Source organism: Caulobacter sp. FW305-C-30-S16, from assembly GCF_058783025.1.
The window spans coordinates 1,196,358-1,214,112 of record NZ_JBYSYH010000001.1 but is presented as its reverse complement, the minus strand read 5'-3'; the positions used below and the strand labels follow the sequence as shown (position 1 = coordinate 1,214,112).

Annotated in this window: 24 protein-coding genes; 12 read left to right on the top strand and 12 right to left on the bottom strand. The window is 69.3% G+C overall.

The window, feature by feature from the left end; genetic code table 11:
* Window positions 1–14: 14 nt before the first annotated feature.
* From AC3WJT_RS06030 to AC3WJT_RS06000, 7 genes are all read right to left on the bottom strand, one after another.
* A complete protein-coding gene (locus AC3WJT_RS06030) occupies window positions 15–977 on the bottom strand; it encodes a quinone oxidoreductase family protein (RefSeq protein WP_492342165.1) in 963 nt (320 codons plus the stop codon).
* A gap of 106 nt (window positions 978–1,083) precedes the next feature.
* Window positions 1,084–2,511, bottom strand: coding sequence for an amidase (locus AC3WJT_RS06025; RefSeq protein ID WP_492342164.1), 1,428 nt, complete (start codon window positions 2,509–2,511; stop codon window positions 1,084–1,086).
* An 18-nt stretch (window positions 2,512–2,529) separates the two neighbouring features.
* The gene (locus AC3WJT_RS06020) at window positions 2,530–3,807 is read right to left on the bottom strand and encodes an aminotransferase class III-fold pyridoxal phosphate-dependent enzyme (RefSeq protein ID WP_492342163.1); all 1,278 of its coding nucleotides are present in this window, start codon (window positions 3,805–3,807) and stop codon (window positions 2,530–2,532) included.
* A 97-nt stretch (window positions 3,808–3,904) separates the two neighbouring features.
* Window positions 3,905–4,378, bottom strand: a complete 474-nt coding sequence (locus AC3WJT_RS06015) for a type III secretion system chaperone family protein (RefSeq protein ID WP_492342162.1) — start codon at window positions 4,376–4,378, stop codon at window positions 3,905–3,907.
* 107 nt (window positions 4,379–4,485) lie between these two features.
* Window positions 4,486–4,968, bottom strand: coding sequence for a type III secretion system chaperone family protein (locus tag AC3WJT_RS06010; RefSeq protein WP_492342161.1), 483 nt, complete (start codon window positions 4,966–4,968; stop codon window positions 4,486–4,488).
* A 17-nt stretch (window positions 4,969–4,985) separates the two neighbouring features.
* On the bottom strand, window positions 4,986–5,468 hold the full coding sequence (locus AC3WJT_RS06005) for a hypothetical protein (protein WP_492342160.1): 483 nt from the start codon (window positions 5,466–5,468) through the stop codon (window positions 4,986–4,988).
* Between the two features lie 51 nt (window positions 5,469–5,519).
* Complete coding sequence (locus AC3WJT_RS06000) at window positions 5,520–5,804, bottom strand: GNAT family N-acetyltransferase (protein ID WP_492342159.1); 285 nt, start codon at window positions 5,802–5,804, stop codon at window positions 5,520–5,522.
* A gap of 63 nt (window positions 5,805–5,867) precedes the next feature.
* Here AC3WJT_RS06000 and AC3WJT_RS05995 point away from each other — a divergent pair, with 63 nt between their 5' ends.
* Window positions 5,868–6,410, top strand: coding sequence for a DUF3617 domain-containing protein (locus AC3WJT_RS05995; RefSeq protein WP_492342158.1), 543 nt, complete (start codon window positions 5,868–5,870; stop codon window positions 6,408–6,410).
* Window positions 6,411–6,426: 16 nt separating this feature from the next.
* Here the strand turns inward: AC3WJT_RS05995 and AC3WJT_RS05990 are convergent, their stop codons facing one another.
* Window positions 6,427–7,611: an acetyl-CoA C-acyltransferase gene (locus AC3WJT_RS05990; protein WP_492342157.1), complete on the bottom strand. Its 1,185-nt coding sequence runs from the start codon at window positions 7,609–7,611 to the stop codon at window positions 6,427–6,429.
* A 128-nt stretch (window positions 7,612–7,739) separates the two neighbouring features.
* Here AC3WJT_RS05990 and AC3WJT_RS05985 point away from each other — a divergent pair, with 128 nt between their 5' ends.
* A complete protein-coding gene (locus AC3WJT_RS05985; protein WP_492342156.1) occupies window positions 7,740–8,909 on the top strand; it encodes a hypothetical protein in 1,170 nt (389 codons plus the stop codon).
* On the opposite strand, the gene AC3WJT_RS05980 is transcribed toward AC3WJT_RS05985, so the two are convergent.
* Complete coding sequence (locus AC3WJT_RS05980; RefSeq protein WP_492342155.1) at window positions 8,906–9,337, bottom strand: PaaI family thioesterase; 432 nt, start codon at window positions 9,335–9,337, stop codon at window positions 8,906–8,908. The genes AC3WJT_RS05985 and AC3WJT_RS05980 overlap by 4 nt on opposite strands.
* A 167-nt stretch (window positions 9,338–9,504) precedes the next feature.
* Between AC3WJT_RS05980 and AC3WJT_RS05975 the strand changes: the two genes are divergently transcribed.
* The gene (locus AC3WJT_RS05975; RefSeq protein WP_492342154.1) at window positions 9,505–9,996 is read left to right on the top strand and encodes a winged helix-turn-helix transcriptional regulator; all 492 of its coding nucleotides are present in this window, start codon (window positions 9,505–9,507) and stop codon (window positions 9,994–9,996) included.
* 7 nt (window positions 9,997–10,003) lie between these two features.
* On the opposite strand, the gene AC3WJT_RS05970 is transcribed toward AC3WJT_RS05975, so the two are convergent.
* Entirely contained in the window at window positions 10,004–11,011 is a 1,008-nt protein-coding gene (locus tag AC3WJT_RS05970) for a MerR family transcriptional regulator (RefSeq protein WP_492342153.1), read from the bottom strand.
* Between the two features lie 152 nt (window positions 11,012–11,163).
* Here AC3WJT_RS05970 and AC3WJT_RS05965 point away from each other — a divergent pair, with 152 nt between their 5' ends.
* The 8 genes from AC3WJT_RS05965 to AC3WJT_RS05930 all read left to right on the top strand — a co-directional run bounded on the left by AC3WJT_RS05965 (window position 11,164) and on the right by AC3WJT_RS05930 (window position 16,004).
* Window positions 11,164–11,544 carry a VOC family protein gene (locus tag AC3WJT_RS05965; protein WP_492342152.1) on the top strand — a complete coding sequence of 127 codons (381 nt, stop codon included), beginning with the start codon at window positions 11,164–11,166 and terminating at the stop codon, window positions 11,542–11,544.
* On the top strand, window positions 11,544–11,924 hold the full coding sequence (locus AC3WJT_RS05960; protein ID WP_492342151.1) for a GFA family protein: 381 nt from the start codon (window positions 11,544–11,546) through the stop codon (window positions 11,922–11,924). Before AC3WJT_RS05965 ends, AC3WJT_RS05960 begins: the two co-directional genes overlap by 1 nt.
* Window positions 11,925–12,070: 146 nt before the next feature.
* Complete coding sequence (locus AC3WJT_RS05955; RefSeq protein ID WP_492342150.1) at window positions 12,071–12,391, top strand: ArsR/SmtB family transcription factor; 321 nt, start codon at window positions 12,071–12,073, stop codon at window positions 12,389–12,391.
* A gap of 10 nt (window positions 12,392–12,401) precedes the next feature.
* Window positions 12,402–12,584: a hypothetical protein gene (locus AC3WJT_RS05950; RefSeq protein ID WP_492342149.1), complete on the top strand. Its 183-nt coding sequence runs from the start codon at window positions 12,402–12,404 to the stop codon at window positions 12,582–12,584.
* 45 nt (window positions 12,585–12,629) lie between these two features.
* Entirely contained in the window at window positions 12,630–13,031 is a 402-nt protein-coding gene (locus tag AC3WJT_RS05945; RefSeq protein WP_492342148.1) for a hypothetical protein, read from the top strand.
* Window positions 13,032–13,180: 149 nt separating this feature from the next.
* Complete coding sequence (fliI, locus tag AC3WJT_RS05940; protein WP_492342147.1) at window positions 13,181–14,512, top strand: flagellar protein export ATPase FliI; 1,332 nt, start codon at window positions 13,181–13,183, stop codon at window positions 14,510–14,512.
* Window positions 14,512–14,922, top strand: a complete 411-nt coding sequence (locus AC3WJT_RS05935; protein ID WP_492342146.1) for a flagellar FliJ family protein — start codon at window positions 14,512–14,514, stop codon at window positions 14,920–14,922. Before fliI ends, AC3WJT_RS05935 begins: the two co-directional genes overlap by 1 nt.
* The gene (locus AC3WJT_RS05930; RefSeq protein ID WP_492342145.1) at window positions 14,919–16,004 is read left to right on the top strand and encodes an endo-1,4-beta-xylanase; all 1,086 of its coding nucleotides are present in this window, start codon (window positions 14,919–14,921) and stop codon (window positions 16,002–16,004) included. Before AC3WJT_RS05935 ends, AC3WJT_RS05930 begins: the two co-directional genes overlap by 4 nt.
* Here AC3WJT_RS05930 and AC3WJT_RS05925 read toward each other — a convergent pair.
* Entirely contained in the window at window positions 15,994–16,383 is a 390-nt protein-coding gene (locus tag AC3WJT_RS05925; protein WP_492342144.1) for a DUF4282 domain-containing protein, read from the bottom strand. The genes AC3WJT_RS05930 and AC3WJT_RS05925 overlap by 11 nt on opposite strands.
* A gap of 170 nt (window positions 16,384–16,553) precedes the next feature.
* On the opposite strand from AC3WJT_RS05925, the gene AC3WJT_RS05920 reads away from it, so the two are divergent.
* Window positions 16,554–17,369 (top strand): crotonase/enoyl-CoA hydratase family protein, encoded by an 816-nt coding sequence (locus AC3WJT_RS05920; RefSeq protein ID WP_492342143.1) that lies wholly within the window; start codon window positions 16,554–16,556, stop codon window positions 17,367–17,369.
* Window positions 17,370–17,415: 46 nt separating this feature from the next.
* Here AC3WJT_RS05920 and AC3WJT_RS05915 read toward each other — a convergent pair whose 3' ends face one another.
* Window positions 17,416–17,754: a hypothetical protein gene (locus AC3WJT_RS05915; RefSeq protein ID WP_492342142.1), complete on the bottom strand. Its 339-nt coding sequence runs from the start codon at window positions 17,752–17,754 to the stop codon at window positions 17,416–17,418.
* Window position 17,755: the final 1 nt, after the last annotated feature.

Here is a 17,755-nt window from a genome sequence, read left to right as displayed (position 1 = left end):
GATGACAGTTGGGGTTAAGGAATCAGCAGCACCCGCCCGACCGCCTGCCGGCTCTCGATGTAGGCATGCGCGGCCGCCGCTTCCGACAGCGGGAACTCCCGGTCGATCACGACCTGGATGTCACCCCGCGCCGCGTCCTCGACGAGGCCCTGGATCATGTCGTGGGCGCGGTCGGTCATGATCTCGGCGCCGAGGAAGACGCCGCTGAGGGAGCGGTTGCCGCCCATCAGGCTGCCGACGTCGACGACCATCGGCTCACGGCCGGCCTGGCCGACCATCGAGACGCGGCCGCGATAGGCGAGCGACTGGATCGAGCCCTGCAGGGTCGGGCCGCCGACGCTGTCGACGACGAGGTTCACGCCCTTCTTGTCGGTGATCTTCATCACCGACTCCGGCACCGAGTCCTTGGTGTAGTTGATGCCGTGGTCGAGGCCGTAGGCCTTCAGCTTCTCCAGCCGCGCGTCGCTGGAGGCGGTGGCCAGCACCGTCGCGCCCGCCCGCTTGGCCAGCTGGATGGCGGCCAGGCCCACGCCGGAGGCGCCCGCCTGGACCAGCACCGTCTCGCCGGCCTTGAGGCGGCCGAACTCGAACAGGCAGTCGTGCGCCGTTCCGAAGGCCACCGGAATGACCGCGGCGTGGCGCGGGTCGAGGCTGTCAGGGATCGGCCAGCAGTTGCGCGCCGGGACCGGGCGTAGCTCGGCATGGCTGCCGAAGCCGTCGCAGGTGGCGACCTTCTGGCCGACCTTCAGATGGGTGACCTCGGAGCCGACCTCGACGATTTCGCCGGACGCCTGGTAGCCGACGATGTGCGGCACCCGCACCAGCGGCCCGCGCCAGCGGTTCAGGGTGTCGCCGCCCTCGATGGAGACGGCGAGCACGCGGATGATGACGCCCTTGGGGTGGCAGGCGGGATCGGGGACGTCCTCGTATTTCAGGACCTCGGGGGAACCGTTCTCGTAGTAGACGGCGGCTTTCATGGGGGTTTCCTCCGGGGACATGTACCGAAGGTACGTGTCCCCCAATCCAGATTCAGGGACGGCTCGATCAGGGGACACGTACCTCCGGTACATTTCCCCGGGGCGGCTAGTTCCAGACCGGCGGCTTGCGGCCGATCCAGGGGATTTCCTTCTCCAGTTGGCCGGCGAGGCGGTAGAGCGTCGCCTCGTCGCCGAACTGCCCGGTGAACATCATGCCGAGCGGCAACTTATCCACACTTTCCCAGAGCGGCAGCGACAGGCTGGGCTGGCCGGTGAAGTTGAACGGCGGGGTGGTGCCGTAGGTCGCGGCCTGGCGCTTGTCGAATTCCTTCACGTCCACCGCAAGCGGATCGAGCCAGTCGATGCGCGGCGAGGGGTAGCTCATGGTCGGCGTCAGGAAGACGTCGAAGGCCTGGAAGCGTTCGAGGATCTGGATGTTGATCAGCCGCAGGGTCTGCCAGCCCCAGAGGGCCTGCTGGCCGCTGACCCGCCGGCCGCCGTCGTAGCCGCGCTGGGCCAGGGGGCCCAGTTCGCCGGGCTCCGGCTCGCGGCCGAGCTGATCGACCCAGCGCTGGATCGAGGCGGCGAAGTTGGAGGCCGAGACCAGGCCCTGGGCCCGGTAGAGCAGGCGGTAGTCGATGCCGAGGCCCATCTCGAAGACGTCATGGCCGAGCGCCTTCAGCGTCTCCACGGTCTTCTGCGTCGCGGCGATCATTTCGTCGCCCATCGGCCGGCCACTGGGGGTTTCATTGGTCCAGGCGATGCGCAGCTTGCCGGGGCTGCGGCTGACCTCCTCGAGGAACGGCCGCTCCTTCTTCGGATGGGTGAAGGGATCGCCCGGCTGCGGGCCGTCGGTGGCGTCCAGCATGGCGGCGCTGTCGCGCACGGTGCGGCTGACGACGTGATGGACCGAGAACCCGACTGCGCCGTCGGTGACCTCGCAGATCGGCGTGCGGTCGCGGGTGATCTTCATCCCGACCAGGCCGCAGTTGGCCGCTGGAATCCGGATCGAGCCCAGGCCGTCGCTGGCGTGGGCCATCGGGACCATGCCGGACGCCGTGGCGCTGGCCGCGCCGCCGGACGAGCCACCGCTGATGTGTTCCGGGTTCCAGGGATTGCCGCAGGGGCCCAGCCGCTCGGACTGGGTCACCCCCGGGATGCCGAACTCCGGCGTGTTGGTCTTGCCCAGCAGGACAACGCCGCTCTCGCGATAACGGCGCACCAGCTCGCTGTCGGCGTCATCAGAGGCGACCTGGGCGTAGTTGGAGCCGGAGCTGCGCGGCCAGCCCTGGACCTTGGCGCCCAGGTCCTTGATCAGGAACGGCACGCCCTTGAACGGCCCGTCCGGCAGCGGCCCGGCGGCGACCTTGCGCGCCTCGTCGTAGGCCTTGTGGACGACGGCGTTGAGCGTCGGATTATGCCGCTCGATCCGCTCGATAGCGGCCTCGACCAGCTCGGTCGGCGAGACCTCGCCCTTGTTCACCAGAGCGGCCAGACCAAGGCCGTCGTAGTCCGCGTAGTCGGCGAAGCTCATCCTGATCTCCCGTGCGTCTTATCGCGCGGCGAGGAAGGCGAGCTTCTCCACCGGCGGCAGGTCGTGCGCCTGCGTCCTGAGAGTTTGAAACGCTTGTTCGGCCGCGTCGAGGGCGAAGTCGATATCGGCCTCGGTCATCGCCGCGCAGAGGAACATATTGTGCCAGGGGTGCACGTAGACGCCCTTGGCCAGCATGGCGCTGGACCAGCAGAAGCCGCGGCGCAGGTCCGGGTCGTCGTCGAACAGGAACAGCGGCATGGTTCCGGGGCCCGTCTGGCGGAAGCCGAAGCCGGCGGCGGTGGCGCGTTCGGCCAGGCCCGCGCGCAAACGCTCGCCCAGCGCCGTGATCCGCTCCAGATAGTCCGTCTCGCGCACCAGCCGCAGCGTTTCCAGCCCGGCCGCCATGGCCGCCCCGGCGTACCAGAAGGAGCCGGTGACGTAGATCGAGGCCGCCGCCTTGCGTGCCTTGTCATTGCCCAGCAAGGCCGAGATCGGGTGGCCGTTGGCGATGCACTTGCCCCAGGTCGAGAGGTCCGGCTGGACGCCGAGCGCCGACCAGCTGCAGTCGCGGGCGATGCGCAGGCCCGCGCGAACGTCGTCGACGACGAGAAGCGCCCCGTGCTGATCGGCCAGTTCCCGCGCCCGTCGGGCGTAGGCGAGGTCCGGCGCGGCCTGGTCGATGAAGGCGTCGTGGCGGAACGGCGCGGCGAAGATCGCGGCCAGGTCGTCCCCGGCCTTGGCCACCGCCGCCTCAAGGCTGGCGATGTCGTTGTAGGCGCAGAAGACCTGGTTGGCCTTGTCCTCCGCCGTGGTCCCGGCGGGCCGTGGCGTGCACCAGGGCGCGGCCCCGTGATAGGCGCCCCGGGCCAGCACCAGCGTCTTGCGGCCGGTGTGCTGGCGGGCGGTCATCATCGCCATGGTCGTGGCGTCCGTGCCGTTCTTGCAGAACATCGCCCAGTCGGCGTGGGTGACCAGGGCGACGAAGGCCTCGGCCAGTTCGACCATCAGGCCGGTCGGGCCGGTCAGGGCGTCGCCCTGCCCCAGTTGCCGCACATAGGCCGCGTCGATCTGCGGGTTGGCGTATCCGAACAGGTTCGGGCCATAGGCGCACATAAGGTCGAGGTAGCGCCGGCCGTCGGCGTCGGTGATGTGGGCACCGTCGCCGCTGCGGAAGAACTGGGGGTAGTCGTCGGGCAGCAGGCCCACCGCCTGGTGGCCGTACATGCCGCCAGGGATCACCGCCTCGGCCCGGCGGCGCAGGTCTCGGTCGGTGCTGTTGGAGCCGCTGGACGTCATCGCTCGCCTCCCGATCTCGATGTCGGCGCGAGTCTAGCAATGAAAAGGCCGCGGAGTCGCCCCCGCGGCCTGATCGTTGGCGAACGGGTCGTGACCGCTACTTGCCGCCGCCCGTCCAGATGTCTTCCGCGATCAAAAGGAAGACCTCGATGTTCGCTTGCAGGTTCTTCCGCGTGATGCCGTGGTCGAAGATGATGTAGCGGTTCACATCGAGCCGGTCATCGCCACCGTGGCGGGAGCCCACGGCGATGCGGTCGATCTCCAGCGCGCGCCGGGTCGCCTCGGCTGCGCTAGGCTGGGTGAAACCGACGCTGAGGTTCAAGCCACCGCAGCGCTTGGGCGAGCCCGAGCAGACCGTGCCGTAGGCTAGGAACTTCATGCCGGAGGCCGTCTTGCCGTCGATGTAGAGCGCGCCGTCGGAGGTGGTGCCAGACCCGGTCACCGTCGCGCCGGCGTCGGTGATGGCCTGGCTCACGTCGGCGATCGCCCAATCGCTCAGCAGGCTTTGCGCCGCCGAGGGCGTGGGCAACGCGAGCGCAAAACTGCCAGCGACCAGTGCGGCTTTCAACATGTCAGTTCCCCGGGTGTTGCGCGGAAATCCGCCGCAAGCACGTCCTCAACTCATTTGAACGCGATCACCCCGCCGCGACTGGCGGCAGGGTGAAAGTCGCTGAGAGACTATTCGCCGCCGCCGTTCCAGATGTCTTCCGAGACTTCGATGAAGACCTCGATGTTGGTCCGCAGATTGCCGCGGGTCAGACCTTCGTCGAAGATCATGTAACGGGACACTTCCAGCGCGTTGTCGCCGGCGTTGCGCACGCCGACCGCCGAGCGGTCGATCTTCTTTTCGCGGGCGTCGACTTCAGCGTCGGAGTCGAGCGTGAAGGTCGCCGACATGTTCGCGCCCTTGCAGCGGGCGGGCGTGCCGGTGCAGACGGTCCCGTAGATCAGGAACTTCATGCCGTTGGCCGAGCTCGCGCCAACATAGGGCGCGCCGCCGTCAAGGGTGCCTTCCTTGGTCACCGTCGCGCCGGCCGCCGTCAGCGCCGTCTTCATGTCCGACATGCCCCAGTCGGTCAGGATGCCGCTCTGGGCGGACGCGCCGGCGGGAATGGCGAGCGCGAGCGTCAGGGCGCCCACGGTAGCGAGAGTTTTGATCATGTTACTGTTCCTGTTCACTAGAGTTGACCCCAGATGTCCTCGGCGATCCCGGTGAAGACGCTGATGTTGATCTGGAGATTTTCGCGATGAAGTCCGTGGTCGAAGATCAGATAGCGTGAAACCAGCAGGTCCGACTCGCCGCCGTTGGTGATCGACACTGCGGCGAAGTCGAACTGCTTCAGCCGGGTCTCGACCTGGGCGTCGGAATCCAGCGTGAACCGTGTCTCCAGCAGGGCGCCCTTGCAGCGTTTGGCGCCGGCCGGGCCTTCGCAGACCCGCCCGCTGACGGTGAACTTGAGGCCGCCCGGCGACTTGGCGGAGACGTAGGGGCTGCCATCGGACAGGGCGCCGTCGCCGGTGACCGTGGCGTTCACCGCCGTCAGCGCCGCGCGCATGTCGGCCACGCCCCAGTCGGCCAGATAGGTCTGAGCGTTCGCCGGTCCCGCGAAGGCGAGGCCAAGCGCCAGAACGCCCGCCACCAAGGTCGACCCGAGCTTCACGTCAGCCCCCAGAATGAACTCCCGGCGGGCAGCTTATGACGTCAAAAGCCGTCAGGCTACCAGATCGGACGTCCCAGGATGCCTTTTCAGCCAGGCTGCTGCATACCCGCAAAGGGGGGTGATCTTCAGCGCGCGGGCGCGGGCCGCGTCCGCCACGCCCTGCATCAGTCGGCCCGCCGTGCCCGCGCCCCGCAATTCTGGCGGCGAGAAGACGTAGTCGATGATCATGCGGTCATCCGAGAGGCGGTAGTCCGCATAGGCGATCAGGTCCTGTTCGATCAGTTCGAACCGGCCGGCGGCGGTATTGTCGGTGATGTCTGCCATGATGCGGATCATAGCGTCTCGCGCCGCGTTGTGATCCCGGATATCGTCGATCTTTCACCATTCGGGAGCCCTCCGATGCGCATCCTCGCCGGCGTCTGCCTCGCTGCCCTCGCCCTCGCGGCCTGCAACAAGCCCGCTGAAACGGCCGAAGCCCCCGCCGTCGCGGGCAAGCCGCCCGTGCCGCCGGGAATTGACGCCGCGCCGCACCTGAAGGCGGGTCTGTGGGAAATCAGCGTCGAAGGCACGCCCATGCGGGCGCAGTCCTGCATCGACGACGCCACGCAGTCCGACGGCGCGGCGCTGGGTCAGAGTCTGGACCGGCGCGACTGCGCCAAGAGCGACTGGGATCGCATTCCGGGCGGGATGGCGTTCGAGATCGACTGCACGACCGGCGGCCGCCACTTCACCAGCAAGGGCACTGTGACGGGCGACTTCAACAGCGCCTATCGCATGGAGGCCGATGTCAGCGGCTCGGCCAGCGGAAAAACACTGACCGCGAAACAGGTGATCTCGGCCCGCTACGTCGGAGCCTGCCCGGCGAACATGAAGCCGGGCGACAAGCGGGTCATGGTCAACGGCCAGACCCTGGACGTCCCGGCCAGCCGACCGCTGGGATAGGGCAGCCGACGCCGGCTCAGACCAGTTCCACCGCCATGGCCGTGGCTTCGCCGCCGCCGATGCACAGGCTGGCCATGCCGCGCTTTCCGCCGCGCGCCTGAAGCGCCGACAGCAGCGTGGTCAGGATGCGCGCGCCGGACGCGCCGATCGGGTGGCCAAGCGCGGTCGCGCCGCCGTTGACGTTCAGCCTGGCCCGGTCGATGCCGAGCTCCCGCATGGCGATCATGGCGACCACGGCGAAGGCCTCGTTGACCTCCCACAGGTCAACGTCGTCGGCGGTCCAGCCGGCCTTCTTCAGCGCCTTCTGCATCGCCGGCACCGGCGCGGTGGTGAACAGCCCGGGCTCATGGGCGTGGGCGGCGTGGGCGACGACGCGCGCGACGATCGGCAGACCGAGCGCCTTCGCCACGCTCTCGCGGGTCATCACCAGGGCCGCGGCGCCGTCGCTGATCGAGCTGGCGTTGGCGGCGGTAATCGTCCCGTCCTTCGCAAAGGCCGGCTTGAGGCCCGGGATCTTCGAGGGATCAGCCTTCATCGGCTGTTCGTCCTGGCTGACGATCTCCTCGCCCTTGCGGGTTTTCACCGTCACCGGAGTGATCTCGGCGGCGAAGGCGCCGGTCTCGGTGGCGGCCCGGGCGCGGCTCAGGCTCTCGATGGCGTAGGCGTCCTGGTCCTCGCGGGTGAACTGGTAGGTGCGGGCGCTGTCCTCGGCGAAGGACCCCATCAGCCGGCCCGGCTCGTAGGCGTCCTCCAGGCCGTCCAGGTACATGCTGTCGCTGATCACATCGTGGCCGATGCGGGCGCCGCCGCGATGCTTGGTCATCAGGTAGGGCGCGCCGGTCATGCTCTCCATGCCGCCGGCGACGATCAGGTCGACCGATCCGGCCGCCAGGGCGTCGTGCGCCATGATCGCCGCCTGCATGCCGCTGCCGCACATCTTGTTGACGGTCGTCGCCTCGACGCCGAGCGAAAGACCGGCGCCCAGGCCCGCCTGGCGGGCCGGCGCCTGACCCAGGCCCGCGGGCAGCACGCAGCCCATGATGATCTGCTCGATCTTCGCCGGATCGACCCCTGCCCGCTCCACGGCCGCCCGCACGGCGGTCGCGCCGAGCTCGGTGGCCTTCACGCCGCTGAGGGCGCCCTGGAAGCCGCCCATCGGCGTGCGGGCGAACGAGACGATGACGACGGGATCGGCGGACATGGGAGCGGCTCCATCTGCTGGACGACGCTGATGTGATCGCTCGCGACGCACCCCGCAAGCCTGTCTGGGCGTTGGGCACAGGAATGGAGCCTTCCGGCCACGGAAGGCAGGTTCCTGAAGGACGACCCATGACTCACAAGATCCTGCTCGCCGGCGTCGCCGCGACCGCCCTGCTGGCCGCTTGCGACAAGCCGTCTCCGCCGCCGACGCCCGTCGCCGAAGCGCCTCTGCCGGCGGATATCGGCCTGGCGCCCGCGACCGCGGAGGCCCTGCCGCCCGCACCGCCCGCACCGGTCGCCGCCCCGCAGCCGGCCCAGGCGGAGCGCTACTGGACCGAAGCCGAACAGGACGACCGCTACTATGACGACCGGCCGCCGTCCTACGCCTATGACTATGGCGAGGAATCGCCGGCGGTGTGGCTGGACGGGGAGATGGTCCGCCGGGTGGTTGAGCGCCTCGTCGGCGGCGGCGAGCGCTACTACTACTACCGCGCCGGCCAGGACCGGCCCTACTACGTGCAGGATCCCGACTACGGGTATGGCTACAGCGACGGGGCCCTGGTGACGGTTTACGACCGCCGTCGGCGGGAGGCGCTGGACCGCGAGGCGACCCGCGCCCGCGCCGCTGAGGCCGGTCGGTATCTGGCCCGGTCCCAGGCGCTGCGCCGCGCGGCCCTGCAGGCTGACCAGGAAGAGCGTCGCAGACTCGATGCCGCCCAGTGGCGCCAATGGCAGGCTCGTCAGGACCGTCGTGGCCGCGACCGGCCGCAACGGCCCGACCGGCCGGTCGCCCAGACACCGCCGCCGCCGGTCGTTGTGGCGCCCCCGCCCAGGGAGGACCGTCCCGGACGGCCGGACCGCCCGGATCGCGGGGATCGTCCTGACCGGGACGGTCCGGAAGACGGTCGCCCGCAGCGGCCGGACCGTCCGCCCGAGTCGCCCGTGGCCAAGCCGACCGCACCCGACGCCGCCACCGAGCAGCGCCAGCGCGACGAGGCCGCCCGCGCCCTTCGGCTGAAACGGGAAGCCGCCATGGAGGCCCGGCGTGAAGCCGCCGCGGCGCGTCTGCGACCGCCGCAGCCGGCGACCCCCGCCGCGAAGCCGGCCGCGCCTGTCGCTCGCGTTCTGACGCCAGAGCAGGTCAAGGCCCAGGCCGACCGCCGCACGGCGGCGCGCGCCGCCGTCGAGGCCAGGCGCGCCAAGGCGAGAGCCGACGCTGCGGCGGCGAAGGCCGTCGCCGCAAGAGCCGCTGCGGAAAAGGCCGCCGCTGACGCCGCCGCCACGCCGGCGCAGCCCTAGACTGAAGCCGCCCGCTCCAGGGTGACGCGGAAGCTGGCCCTGGCGCGGGCGACGGTCTCGCCGTCCGCGCTGATGTCCATCTCGGCGTGGCAGAGGGTCTTGCCCGGCCGGCAGAAGTGGGTGTCGAAGACCAGCCACTGTCCGAAGCTCGCCGCGCCGAGGTAGTCGACCGTCATCGAGGCGGTCCACAGGGTCGAGACCGGGACGCCCTGCGCCTTCAGGCGGGCGGCGCAGGTCATGCCCATCGCCTGGTCCGCCAGCGCCGCGAACAGGCCGCCGTGGACGGTCCCCCGCGAGTTGGTGTGGGGCTCGCGCACGGTCAGGCCCAGCACCACCCGGTCGTCCAGCGTGCGCATGAACAGCGGCCGCCAGGGATCGATGAGCGGGCTGGGGCGCAGAAAGGGCTCGAATCCATCAGGCGTCGACATAGGGCTCACTCCGGTTTCAAACATATGTTTGAAACAAATGTTTGACGCGTCAAGCCATTCCGCCTGCGGCGGCCCTGGGCAGGCGGCGCCCGGAGCGACGACCGCTCAGGTTCGTTCACTAAAACAACTCTGTTGCGTTCCCCATGGGGAAGCCGCACTCTCGGGCCATGGGCCGTACCGCCGACTATTCGCATCAGACCTGCGGCATTGCCGCGACCCTCGAGGTCGTCGGCGATCCCTGGACGCTGCTGATCCTGCGGGACTCCTTCCGGGGCGTTCGCCGGTTCGAGCAGTGGCAGGAGAGGCTGGGCGTCGCGCGCAACGTGCTGGCCGCCCGGCTGAAAAGCCTCGTGGCGCACGGGGTGCTGGAACCGCGCCGCTACTCCGAGCGCCCGCCCCGCCAGGAGTACATCCTCACCGCCAAGGGCCACGCCCTGCGGCCGGTGCTGTTGACCATGGCCGACTGGGGCAATCACCACGTCTACGGCGACAAGGCTCCGGTGAAGTTCGTCCACGACCACTGCGGCCACGCCTTCACACCCAGGCTGGTCTGCGAGCACTGCGGCGAAGGCCTGATCCCGGGCGACCTGCGCCAGATGCAGATCGACGAGGACGCCGTCACCGTCGGCGAGGCCCTGGCCCAGTCCGACAAGGGCTGACGCGGCCTCAGGCGACCTGCGGTCGCCAGGCGATCATGCCTTCTGTTCTCGCGCGCACCTCCGGCGACCCAAGGCAACCGGCCACGGCCTCATAGCCCTGCGCGCCCGGGTATCGGCCCACCCACATCGGCGGGCTGTGATTGGCGGGACAGTAGAGGATCGCCTCGTCGGCGGTCGTCGCCGCCAGATCCAGAATCGACGAGGACCGGGTCATCAGGACCAGCGGCGGCCGCCCCGGCCCCCGACGGCGAAGATGGGCGATCAGCGCCTCCTGCGTGGCCTGGTCCAGCCCCTGCTCGACCAGATCGACGACCAGGGCGCCCGGGGCGTCCGACTCCAGATGGGCCAGCAGAGCGACCAGCGCCGGCGACGCAGCGGCGCCGTCCTCGACCAGCCAGGCGAGGGCTTCGTCCACCCGACCCGGCGGCGCTACGCCCGCGCCCTCCCCTGCCCGGTCCAGCCCGACAAACGCGCCGCGCGGCAAGGCGGCGGCGATCGCCTGGGCCAGCCGGGTCTTGCCGCTGCCCAGCGGCCCGACGATGAAGGTCAGCGGCCGAATGTCGAACAGTTCGAACCGCTCTCCGCCCCAGGGCCAGGGCAGATCAAAGGCCACGATCGGCTCCACCGCCGTCCTTGCAAGCCGTGTCAGCTCGCCGAGCGCGGGCGTCTCGCCCCGCCCCAGGTCGTCACGGACCCCGCGAACCCGTCCCAAGGTGTCGACCAGCGCGCGATACCGCTCCTCGAGGACGGCCTGATGCGCCGCAAGCGCGGGCTCGAGTCCGTTCAGGTCCCCGCCCAGCACCCGCGCGACCTGGGCCAGGCTGAAGCCCAGCGCGCGCAGGGCGACGATCTCGCCGGCCCGCTTCATCTGTTCGGGCCCATAGGTCCGCCAGCCCGTCGACGTCCGCACCGGCGCGACCAGTCCGCGCTGTTCGTAGAGCCGCAGGGCCTTGGCCGAAACGCCGAGCCGGGCGGCGGCCTCGGACGGACTGAAGAACCGGGGAGAAGCACGCACGACTCACCTCGCTGATGGCTGACCGCGTCCCTTTTCAGGGCGCCCCCCGGGGCCGGGTCAAGCGGCGGTTCGGAGTCTGCGGGGGCGTGCGGTCGGCCTTCATGTCCAGCCGGCTTCGCGCTAGGCTCGCCTGCGCAATCGGGGAGGATCAGATGGGTGGTCTCGCTTCGGCCAGGGTCGTGACGTTCGTGCTGACGCGCGACCGTGAGGCCGCCAGGGCCTGGTATACGGGCGTGCTCGGCCTGCCGCTGACGGGCGACGACGGCTTCGCCACCGTTCTGGACATGAACGGCGTGATCCTGCGGATCACCCAGATCGAGGGCTACCAGGCGCCGCCGCACCCGGTGCTCGGCTGGGAAGTACCGGACATCGCCGGCGCCATCCGCGACCTGGTCGCCAAGGGTGTGGCCATGACGATCTACGAGGGCTACGGCCAGGACGCGCTGGGTGTGTGGACCTCGCCGGATGGCAAGGCGAAGGTCGCCTGGTTCAAGGACCCGGACGGCAACGTGCTGAGCCTGACGCAATGCTGATGCACAAGGGATCCTGCCTCTGCGGCGCGGTGCGTTTCGAGGTCGAGGGCGACCTGCCCGCGCCCGACGCCTGCCACTGCACTCAATGCCGCAGGGCGTCAGGGCATTTCTGGGCCTCGACCGACGTTGCGAAATCCGCCGTGACGATCCACGGCGAGGACAATGTCCGCTGGTTCCAGTCGTCGGAGAAGGTGCGGCGCGGCTTCTGCGGAACCTGCGGCTCGCAGCTGTTATGGGATCCGGTCCACCACGACAAGATCGCCATCGCCATGGGCGCCTTCGACGCGCCGACCGGGACGCAACTGGGCAAGCACATCTTCACCGCCGACAAGGGCGACTACTACGCCATCGCCGACGGCCTGCCGCAGAACGCGCGGTAGACGTGGGGACATGTACCGCAGGTACGTGTCCCCTAATCCCTCCCCCTGATCCCGTAGCCGCTCGATTGGGGGACACGCACCTGCGGTACATGTCCCCGCCGATTGACTCCCTGACATGCGTCAGTTATTTCTGACATATGATAGCGATGCCGCCACCGACGGGAGATCAGCTGCTGGCCATGCTGGCGGCGCTGGCCAGCCCGCACAGGCTGCGGATCATCGCGGCGTTGCAGACGGGCGGTCGCAACTACATCAGCGCGCTTGCCCGCGAGCTCGGCATCAGCCGGCCCCTGCTGCATCTGCATCTGGCGAAGCTTGAAGAGGCCGGGCTGGTGGTCAGCCAGCTCGAGCTTTCCGCCGACGGCAAGGCGCTCAACTATTTCGAGGCCGCCCCGTTCGCCATCGACCTCACACCGGAGGCGATCGCCCGCGCGGCGCCCTCCCTGACCAGCAAACCCGAGACCTAGGGGGACCCCGATGTCCACGCCGATCTACATCTTCACCGCCCTGTTGCCGTTCGTGACGGCCCTGCTGATCTTCGGCATGCGCTACCTCGCCCAGATCCAGCAGGCGAAGGCCCGCGGCGCCAGTGACGAAGCCCTGGCCGCCATAGAGGCTCGCCTGGCGGCCATCGAAAAGATCCTCAAGGACGTCGGCTGACCGCCGGGTCCCTTCCCACCAACACCCCTGCAAGGAATTCCCGGCATGACCCAGGTCTCGCTGCTGCGCCTCTATGCCCTGAGGGGCGCCTATCTGCTGATGTCCGTGGGCCTCGGCCTGACCATCTGGCCGGGCATCCTGCACCCCGAAAAGCCCTGGCCGCTGATGTACGGGGTGGTCCAGTGCATGCTGGCCGCCGTCTCGCTGCTGGCGCTGCTGGGCCTGCGCTACCCGCTGAAAATGTTGCCGCTGCTGATGTTCGAGCTGATCTGGAAAGGCCTGTGGATGGCGCTGGTCGGCATTCCCGCCTGGCAGGCCGGCGGCATGAGCGCCGGAACGTCCGAAACCCTGCTGGCCTGCGGCATGGGGGTGATCTTCCTGATCGTCATTCCGTGGGGCTACGTGTGGAGCCACTACGTCGCGGCGTCGGGCGATCGCTGGAAATAGGGGACATGTACCCCCTTGGGTACGTGTCCCCCAATCGAGCCGCAGAATTAGGGGACACGTACCTGCGGTCCATGTCCCCGCCGCCCCTTTCATTTATGGTTAAAGCAACCTTGCCATGATGGCCGCCAGGTAACCCCGGGGCCATCGCGTTGCGCAGTCTGATCGCCGCCGTCGAGCGTATCGAGCCGCTGTCCATTTCCTGTCGCGTGGCGGCGGTGAACGGGCTGCTGATCGAGGCGCGGGGCGGACTGACCCATCTGGCGGTCGGCGCGCGAGCCGAGATCGAGCGCCGCAACGCGCCCTCGCTGGCCGCCGAAGTCGTCGGCTTCCGGGAGACGCGCGCCCTGCTGATGCCGTTCGGTCCGGTCGAGGGCATCGCGCCGGGCGCCGAGATCCGTATCCAGCCGGACGGCGGCATGGTGCGGCCGCACAAGGCGTGGCTGGGCCGGATCATCGACGCCTTCGGCAATCCCATCGACGGCAAGGGTCCGCTGCCGCAGGGCGCGTCGCCCTACAGCCTGCGCGCGCCGCCGCCGCCGGCTCACGCCCGTGGCCGGGTCGGCGAGCGACTGGACCTCGGCGTGCGGTCGATGAACGTCTTCACCACCACCTGTCGCGGTCAACGCCTCGGCATCTTCGCCGGCTCGGGCGTCGGCAAGTCGGTGCTGCTGTCGATGCTGGCGCGTCAGGCTGACTGCGACGCGGTCGTGGTCGGGCTGATCGGCGAACGGGGCCGGGAGGTGCGCGAGTTCATCGAGGAGACCCTCGGCGAGGAAGGCCTCAAGCGCGCCGTCGTGGTCGTGGCCACCTCCGACGAGCCCGCGCTCAAGCGCCGTCAGGCCGCCTACATGACCATGGCCGTCGCCGAGGCGATGCGCGACCAGGACATGGAAGTCCTCTGCCTGATGGACTCGGTGACCCGCTTCGCCATGGCCCAGCGCGAGATCGGGCTGGCCGCCGGCGAGCCGCCGACCACCAAGGGCTATACCCCCACCGTCTTCACCGAACTGCCCAAGCTGCTGGAGCGGGCGGGGCCGGGGCCGGTGCGGCCGGACGGGTCAACAGCGGGTCCGATCACCGGCCTGTTCACCGTGCTGGTTGACGGCGACGACCACAACGAGCCCATCGCCGACGCCGTGCGCGGCATTCTCGATGGCCACATCGTGATGGAAAGGGCGATCGCCGAGCGCGGACGCTTCCCGGCTATTAACGTCCTCAAGTCCATAAGTCGGACCATGCCCGGCTGTCAGCTGCCCCACGAGCGCCAGATCGTCTCCAACGCGCGCCAGACCCTTGCGGCCTACGCGAACATGGAGGAGCTGATCCGCATCGGCGCCTATCGCGCCGGCGCCGACCCGCAGATCGACCGCGCCATCGCCCTGAACCCCGACCTCGAACGCTTCCTCGGGCAGGACAAGGACGAGGTGACCAGTCTCGACGACGCCTTCGCCGGGCTGGACCAGATTCTCGGTAGCGCCTGATGAAGGCGATGGGCTCCCTGATCCGCATCTCGACCTTCGAGGTCGAGACCCTGCAGAAGCGGCTGGCGGAGATTGTCGACCGGCGGACGGAGGGCGAGTTGAAGCTGGCGATCCTCGAGGCCGAGGGTGAGTCGGAATTGCAGAACGCCCGCGCCGACGCCGAGGCCGGCTGGTACATGGCCGGCTTCCGCGAGGGGCTCAAGGCCCGCAAGGCCGTCGCCCAGTCGACGCTGGACACCCTCATTCTCGAGGAAGAAGGCGCCCGCGACGCCCTGGCCGAGGCGTTCGAGGCGCTGAAGAAATACGAGCATGTCGCCGAAGCGACGAAACAGGCCGCCCGCAAGGAAGCCGGCCGCCGCGAAACCGCCGCCCTCGACGAACTGGGGCTCCGCCGGGCGGCACGAGGGTGAAGGCGCGCCCGACACCTTCTCCCGCGAGGGGAGAAGGAAACGTCAGTCGCCGTATAGTCCTGGCGTCAGGCCTGGCCCTCGCCGCCTGTGGCCGCGAACCGGCGGCCGCCCAGCCGATCCCGGAGCCGCCGCTCAGGTCCCTCGCGCCCTTTCCGATCGGAACCTGTGTGCGCGCGCCGGAGCTCAGCGACCCGGCCTACGGCGATCTCGCGTCCCGGCATTTCTCCCAACTGACCGCCGAGTGGGAGATGAAGATGGAGTACGTCGTCCAGCCGGACGGCAGCTTCCGCTTCGACCGCGCCGACGCCATCGCCGCCTTCGCCCGGGCGCACGGGATGCGCCTCTTCGGCCATACGCTGGTCTGGTACGCGAGCGAGCCGGAGGGTTTCGTCAAACTCGACGAGAGCCGCCAGAGCTTCGAGGGCGCGCTGCGCAACTACATCACCGCCATGGTCGGCCGCTATCGCGGGCTGGCGGCGGGCTGGGACGTGGTCAACGAGCCGGTGATGGAGAACGGCGAGGGCTGGCGCGAGAGCCTGTGGACCCGCAAGCTGGGCCAGATCGGCCACTTCAAGGTGGCGTTCGAGGCGGCGAAGGCGGCCGACCCGGACGCCGTGCTGTTCATCAACGACTACCACCTCGAGAGCCGCCCGGCGAAGCTGCGCAGCTATGTGCAGCTGATCGAGCGACTGCTGGCCGAAGGCGTTCCGCTGGGCGGCATCGGCTGCCAGACCCACTGCTGGTCGGAACTGGCGCCGGGCGCCATCACGGCCGCGCTGAAGACGCTGGCCGGGTTCGGGCTGCCGATCCATCTGTCGGAGATGGACGTGTCGGTGGTCCAGGGCGGGATGCTGGCCAACCGCGGCGAGGCCGAGCGGCGCCAGGCGGGACTCTATGCCGAGGCGATCGAAGCCTTCGCTGCCCTGCCCGAACGCCAGCAGTTTGCGTTCAGCATCTGGGGACTGCGCGACAAGGACAGCTGGCTGAAGCGCGAGAATGCGTCGGACACGCCGCTGCTGTTCGATGACCAGGGCCGCCCGAAGCCGGCTTTCAGCGCCGTCGTGAACGCCCTCAGACGTTAGAGACGGGCGGGTTGACCGGCTTCTTCAGGATGTGATCGGCGTCGCTCGCCTGGCGCAGCGCGCGCAGGTCATCGGCGATGCGGAAGATCGCCACATAGAACTCGCAGAACGACCGCCAGAGCAGCGTCAGGGCGAGCCCGACCAGGACGCCGGCAATGGCCACCGGCAGGGCCAGCAGCTTGCCGATGATGTTGGTGTCCTGGAACGCCACGCCGACCGCAGCGCCGATGGCGCCGCAGATGCCGATGACGATCACGCCCAGACCCGCCCAGTAGATCAGGTGGATCACCGGGCCGGTCATCAGGCGGTCGAAGGTCAGCAAATCCCACAGGAGGGTCCCGCCGGAGCCTTGTTTTCTGTTCGGTCTGGCCGGAGCCATGCGCAACTTTCCCCGGCGGCCACGTCGCCGCCCTCACGGCCGCATGTCTATCGGCGCACGGCGCGCGGGGCAATGGCGACGAAGTGTCCGGGCTTACCTTGGGTGACGACTTGCGGCGGGCGAGGCGGGACCGATACCCTGTCGCAAACAGCCAGGGAGGCGCGCGCGCCATGAGCACGCAGGACCGGATTTCCGTGACCATCGAAGGCGGCGTCGCCGACGTGCGGCTGATCCGCACCGACAAGATGAACGCCCTCGACGACGCCATGTTCGACGCGCTGGTCTCCACCGGCGAACGACTCAAGACCGAAGCGGGCGTCCGGGTGGTGGTGCTGTCGGGCGAAGGCCGCGCCTTCTGCGCCGGGCTCGACATGGGCAATTTCGGCAAGATGGCGTCCGGCGAACGCAAGGGCGGCGAGGGCCTGGTGACGGCAAACCGCACGCCCGGCGGCGCCAACCGCGCCCAGCAGGCGGCGATGGTCTGGCGCGAGATCCCGGTCCCTGTAATCGCGGCGATCCATGGCGTGGCGTTCGGCGGCGGCTTCCAGGTCGCCCTGGGCGCCGACATTCGTTACGTCACCGCCGACGCGAAGATGTCGATCATGGAGATCAAGTGGGGCCTGGTGCCCGACATGGCCGGGCTTGTGCTGATGCGTCACCTGGCCCGCGACGACGTCATTCGCGAGCTGACCTATTCCGGCCGCCAGTTCAGCGGCGAGGAAGCCGTCGGCTACGGCTTCGCCACGCGGATCTGCGCCGATCCGCGCGCGGACGCTCTGGCTTTGGCGCATGAGATCGCCGGCAAGAACCCGCACGCCATCCGCGGCGACAAGCGCCTGATTGACCTGGCCGCTTCCGGCGCCGACCAGCACACGGTGCTGCTGGCCGAGTCAAAGGAACAGGGCGCCCTGATCGGCTCGCCGAACCAGATCGAAGCCGTCATGGCGACGATGCAGAAGCGCGCGGCGGTGTTCGCGGAGGCTTGAGGCCAGAGGGGACGCGTACCGAAGACGGTACATGTCCCCTCGCCTCTCACTTCAGCAGTTTGCCGATCGCCCCGCCGATGAGGCCGCCGACGGCGGAACTGAACGTGCCGGCGAACAGGATGAACGGCGTCACGTCGCCGAGAAGCCACGACACGGCGATCCCGAGGAAGGCGCAGACGCCGCCGGCGATCAGACCGCCGAGGGTGCTGTCACCCCAGCTTCCCTTCGCGGCGCGGGCATAGAGCAGGCCGGCGACCAGCGAGATCAGGATGCCGACCGGCGCGAACAGGGCGGCCACGGCCGGCACGAAATGGCCGACGCCGACCATGATCAGTTGAAGACCGGTTCCGACGACGGTCGCGTTGATGAGCGCCTTGCGGTTCATG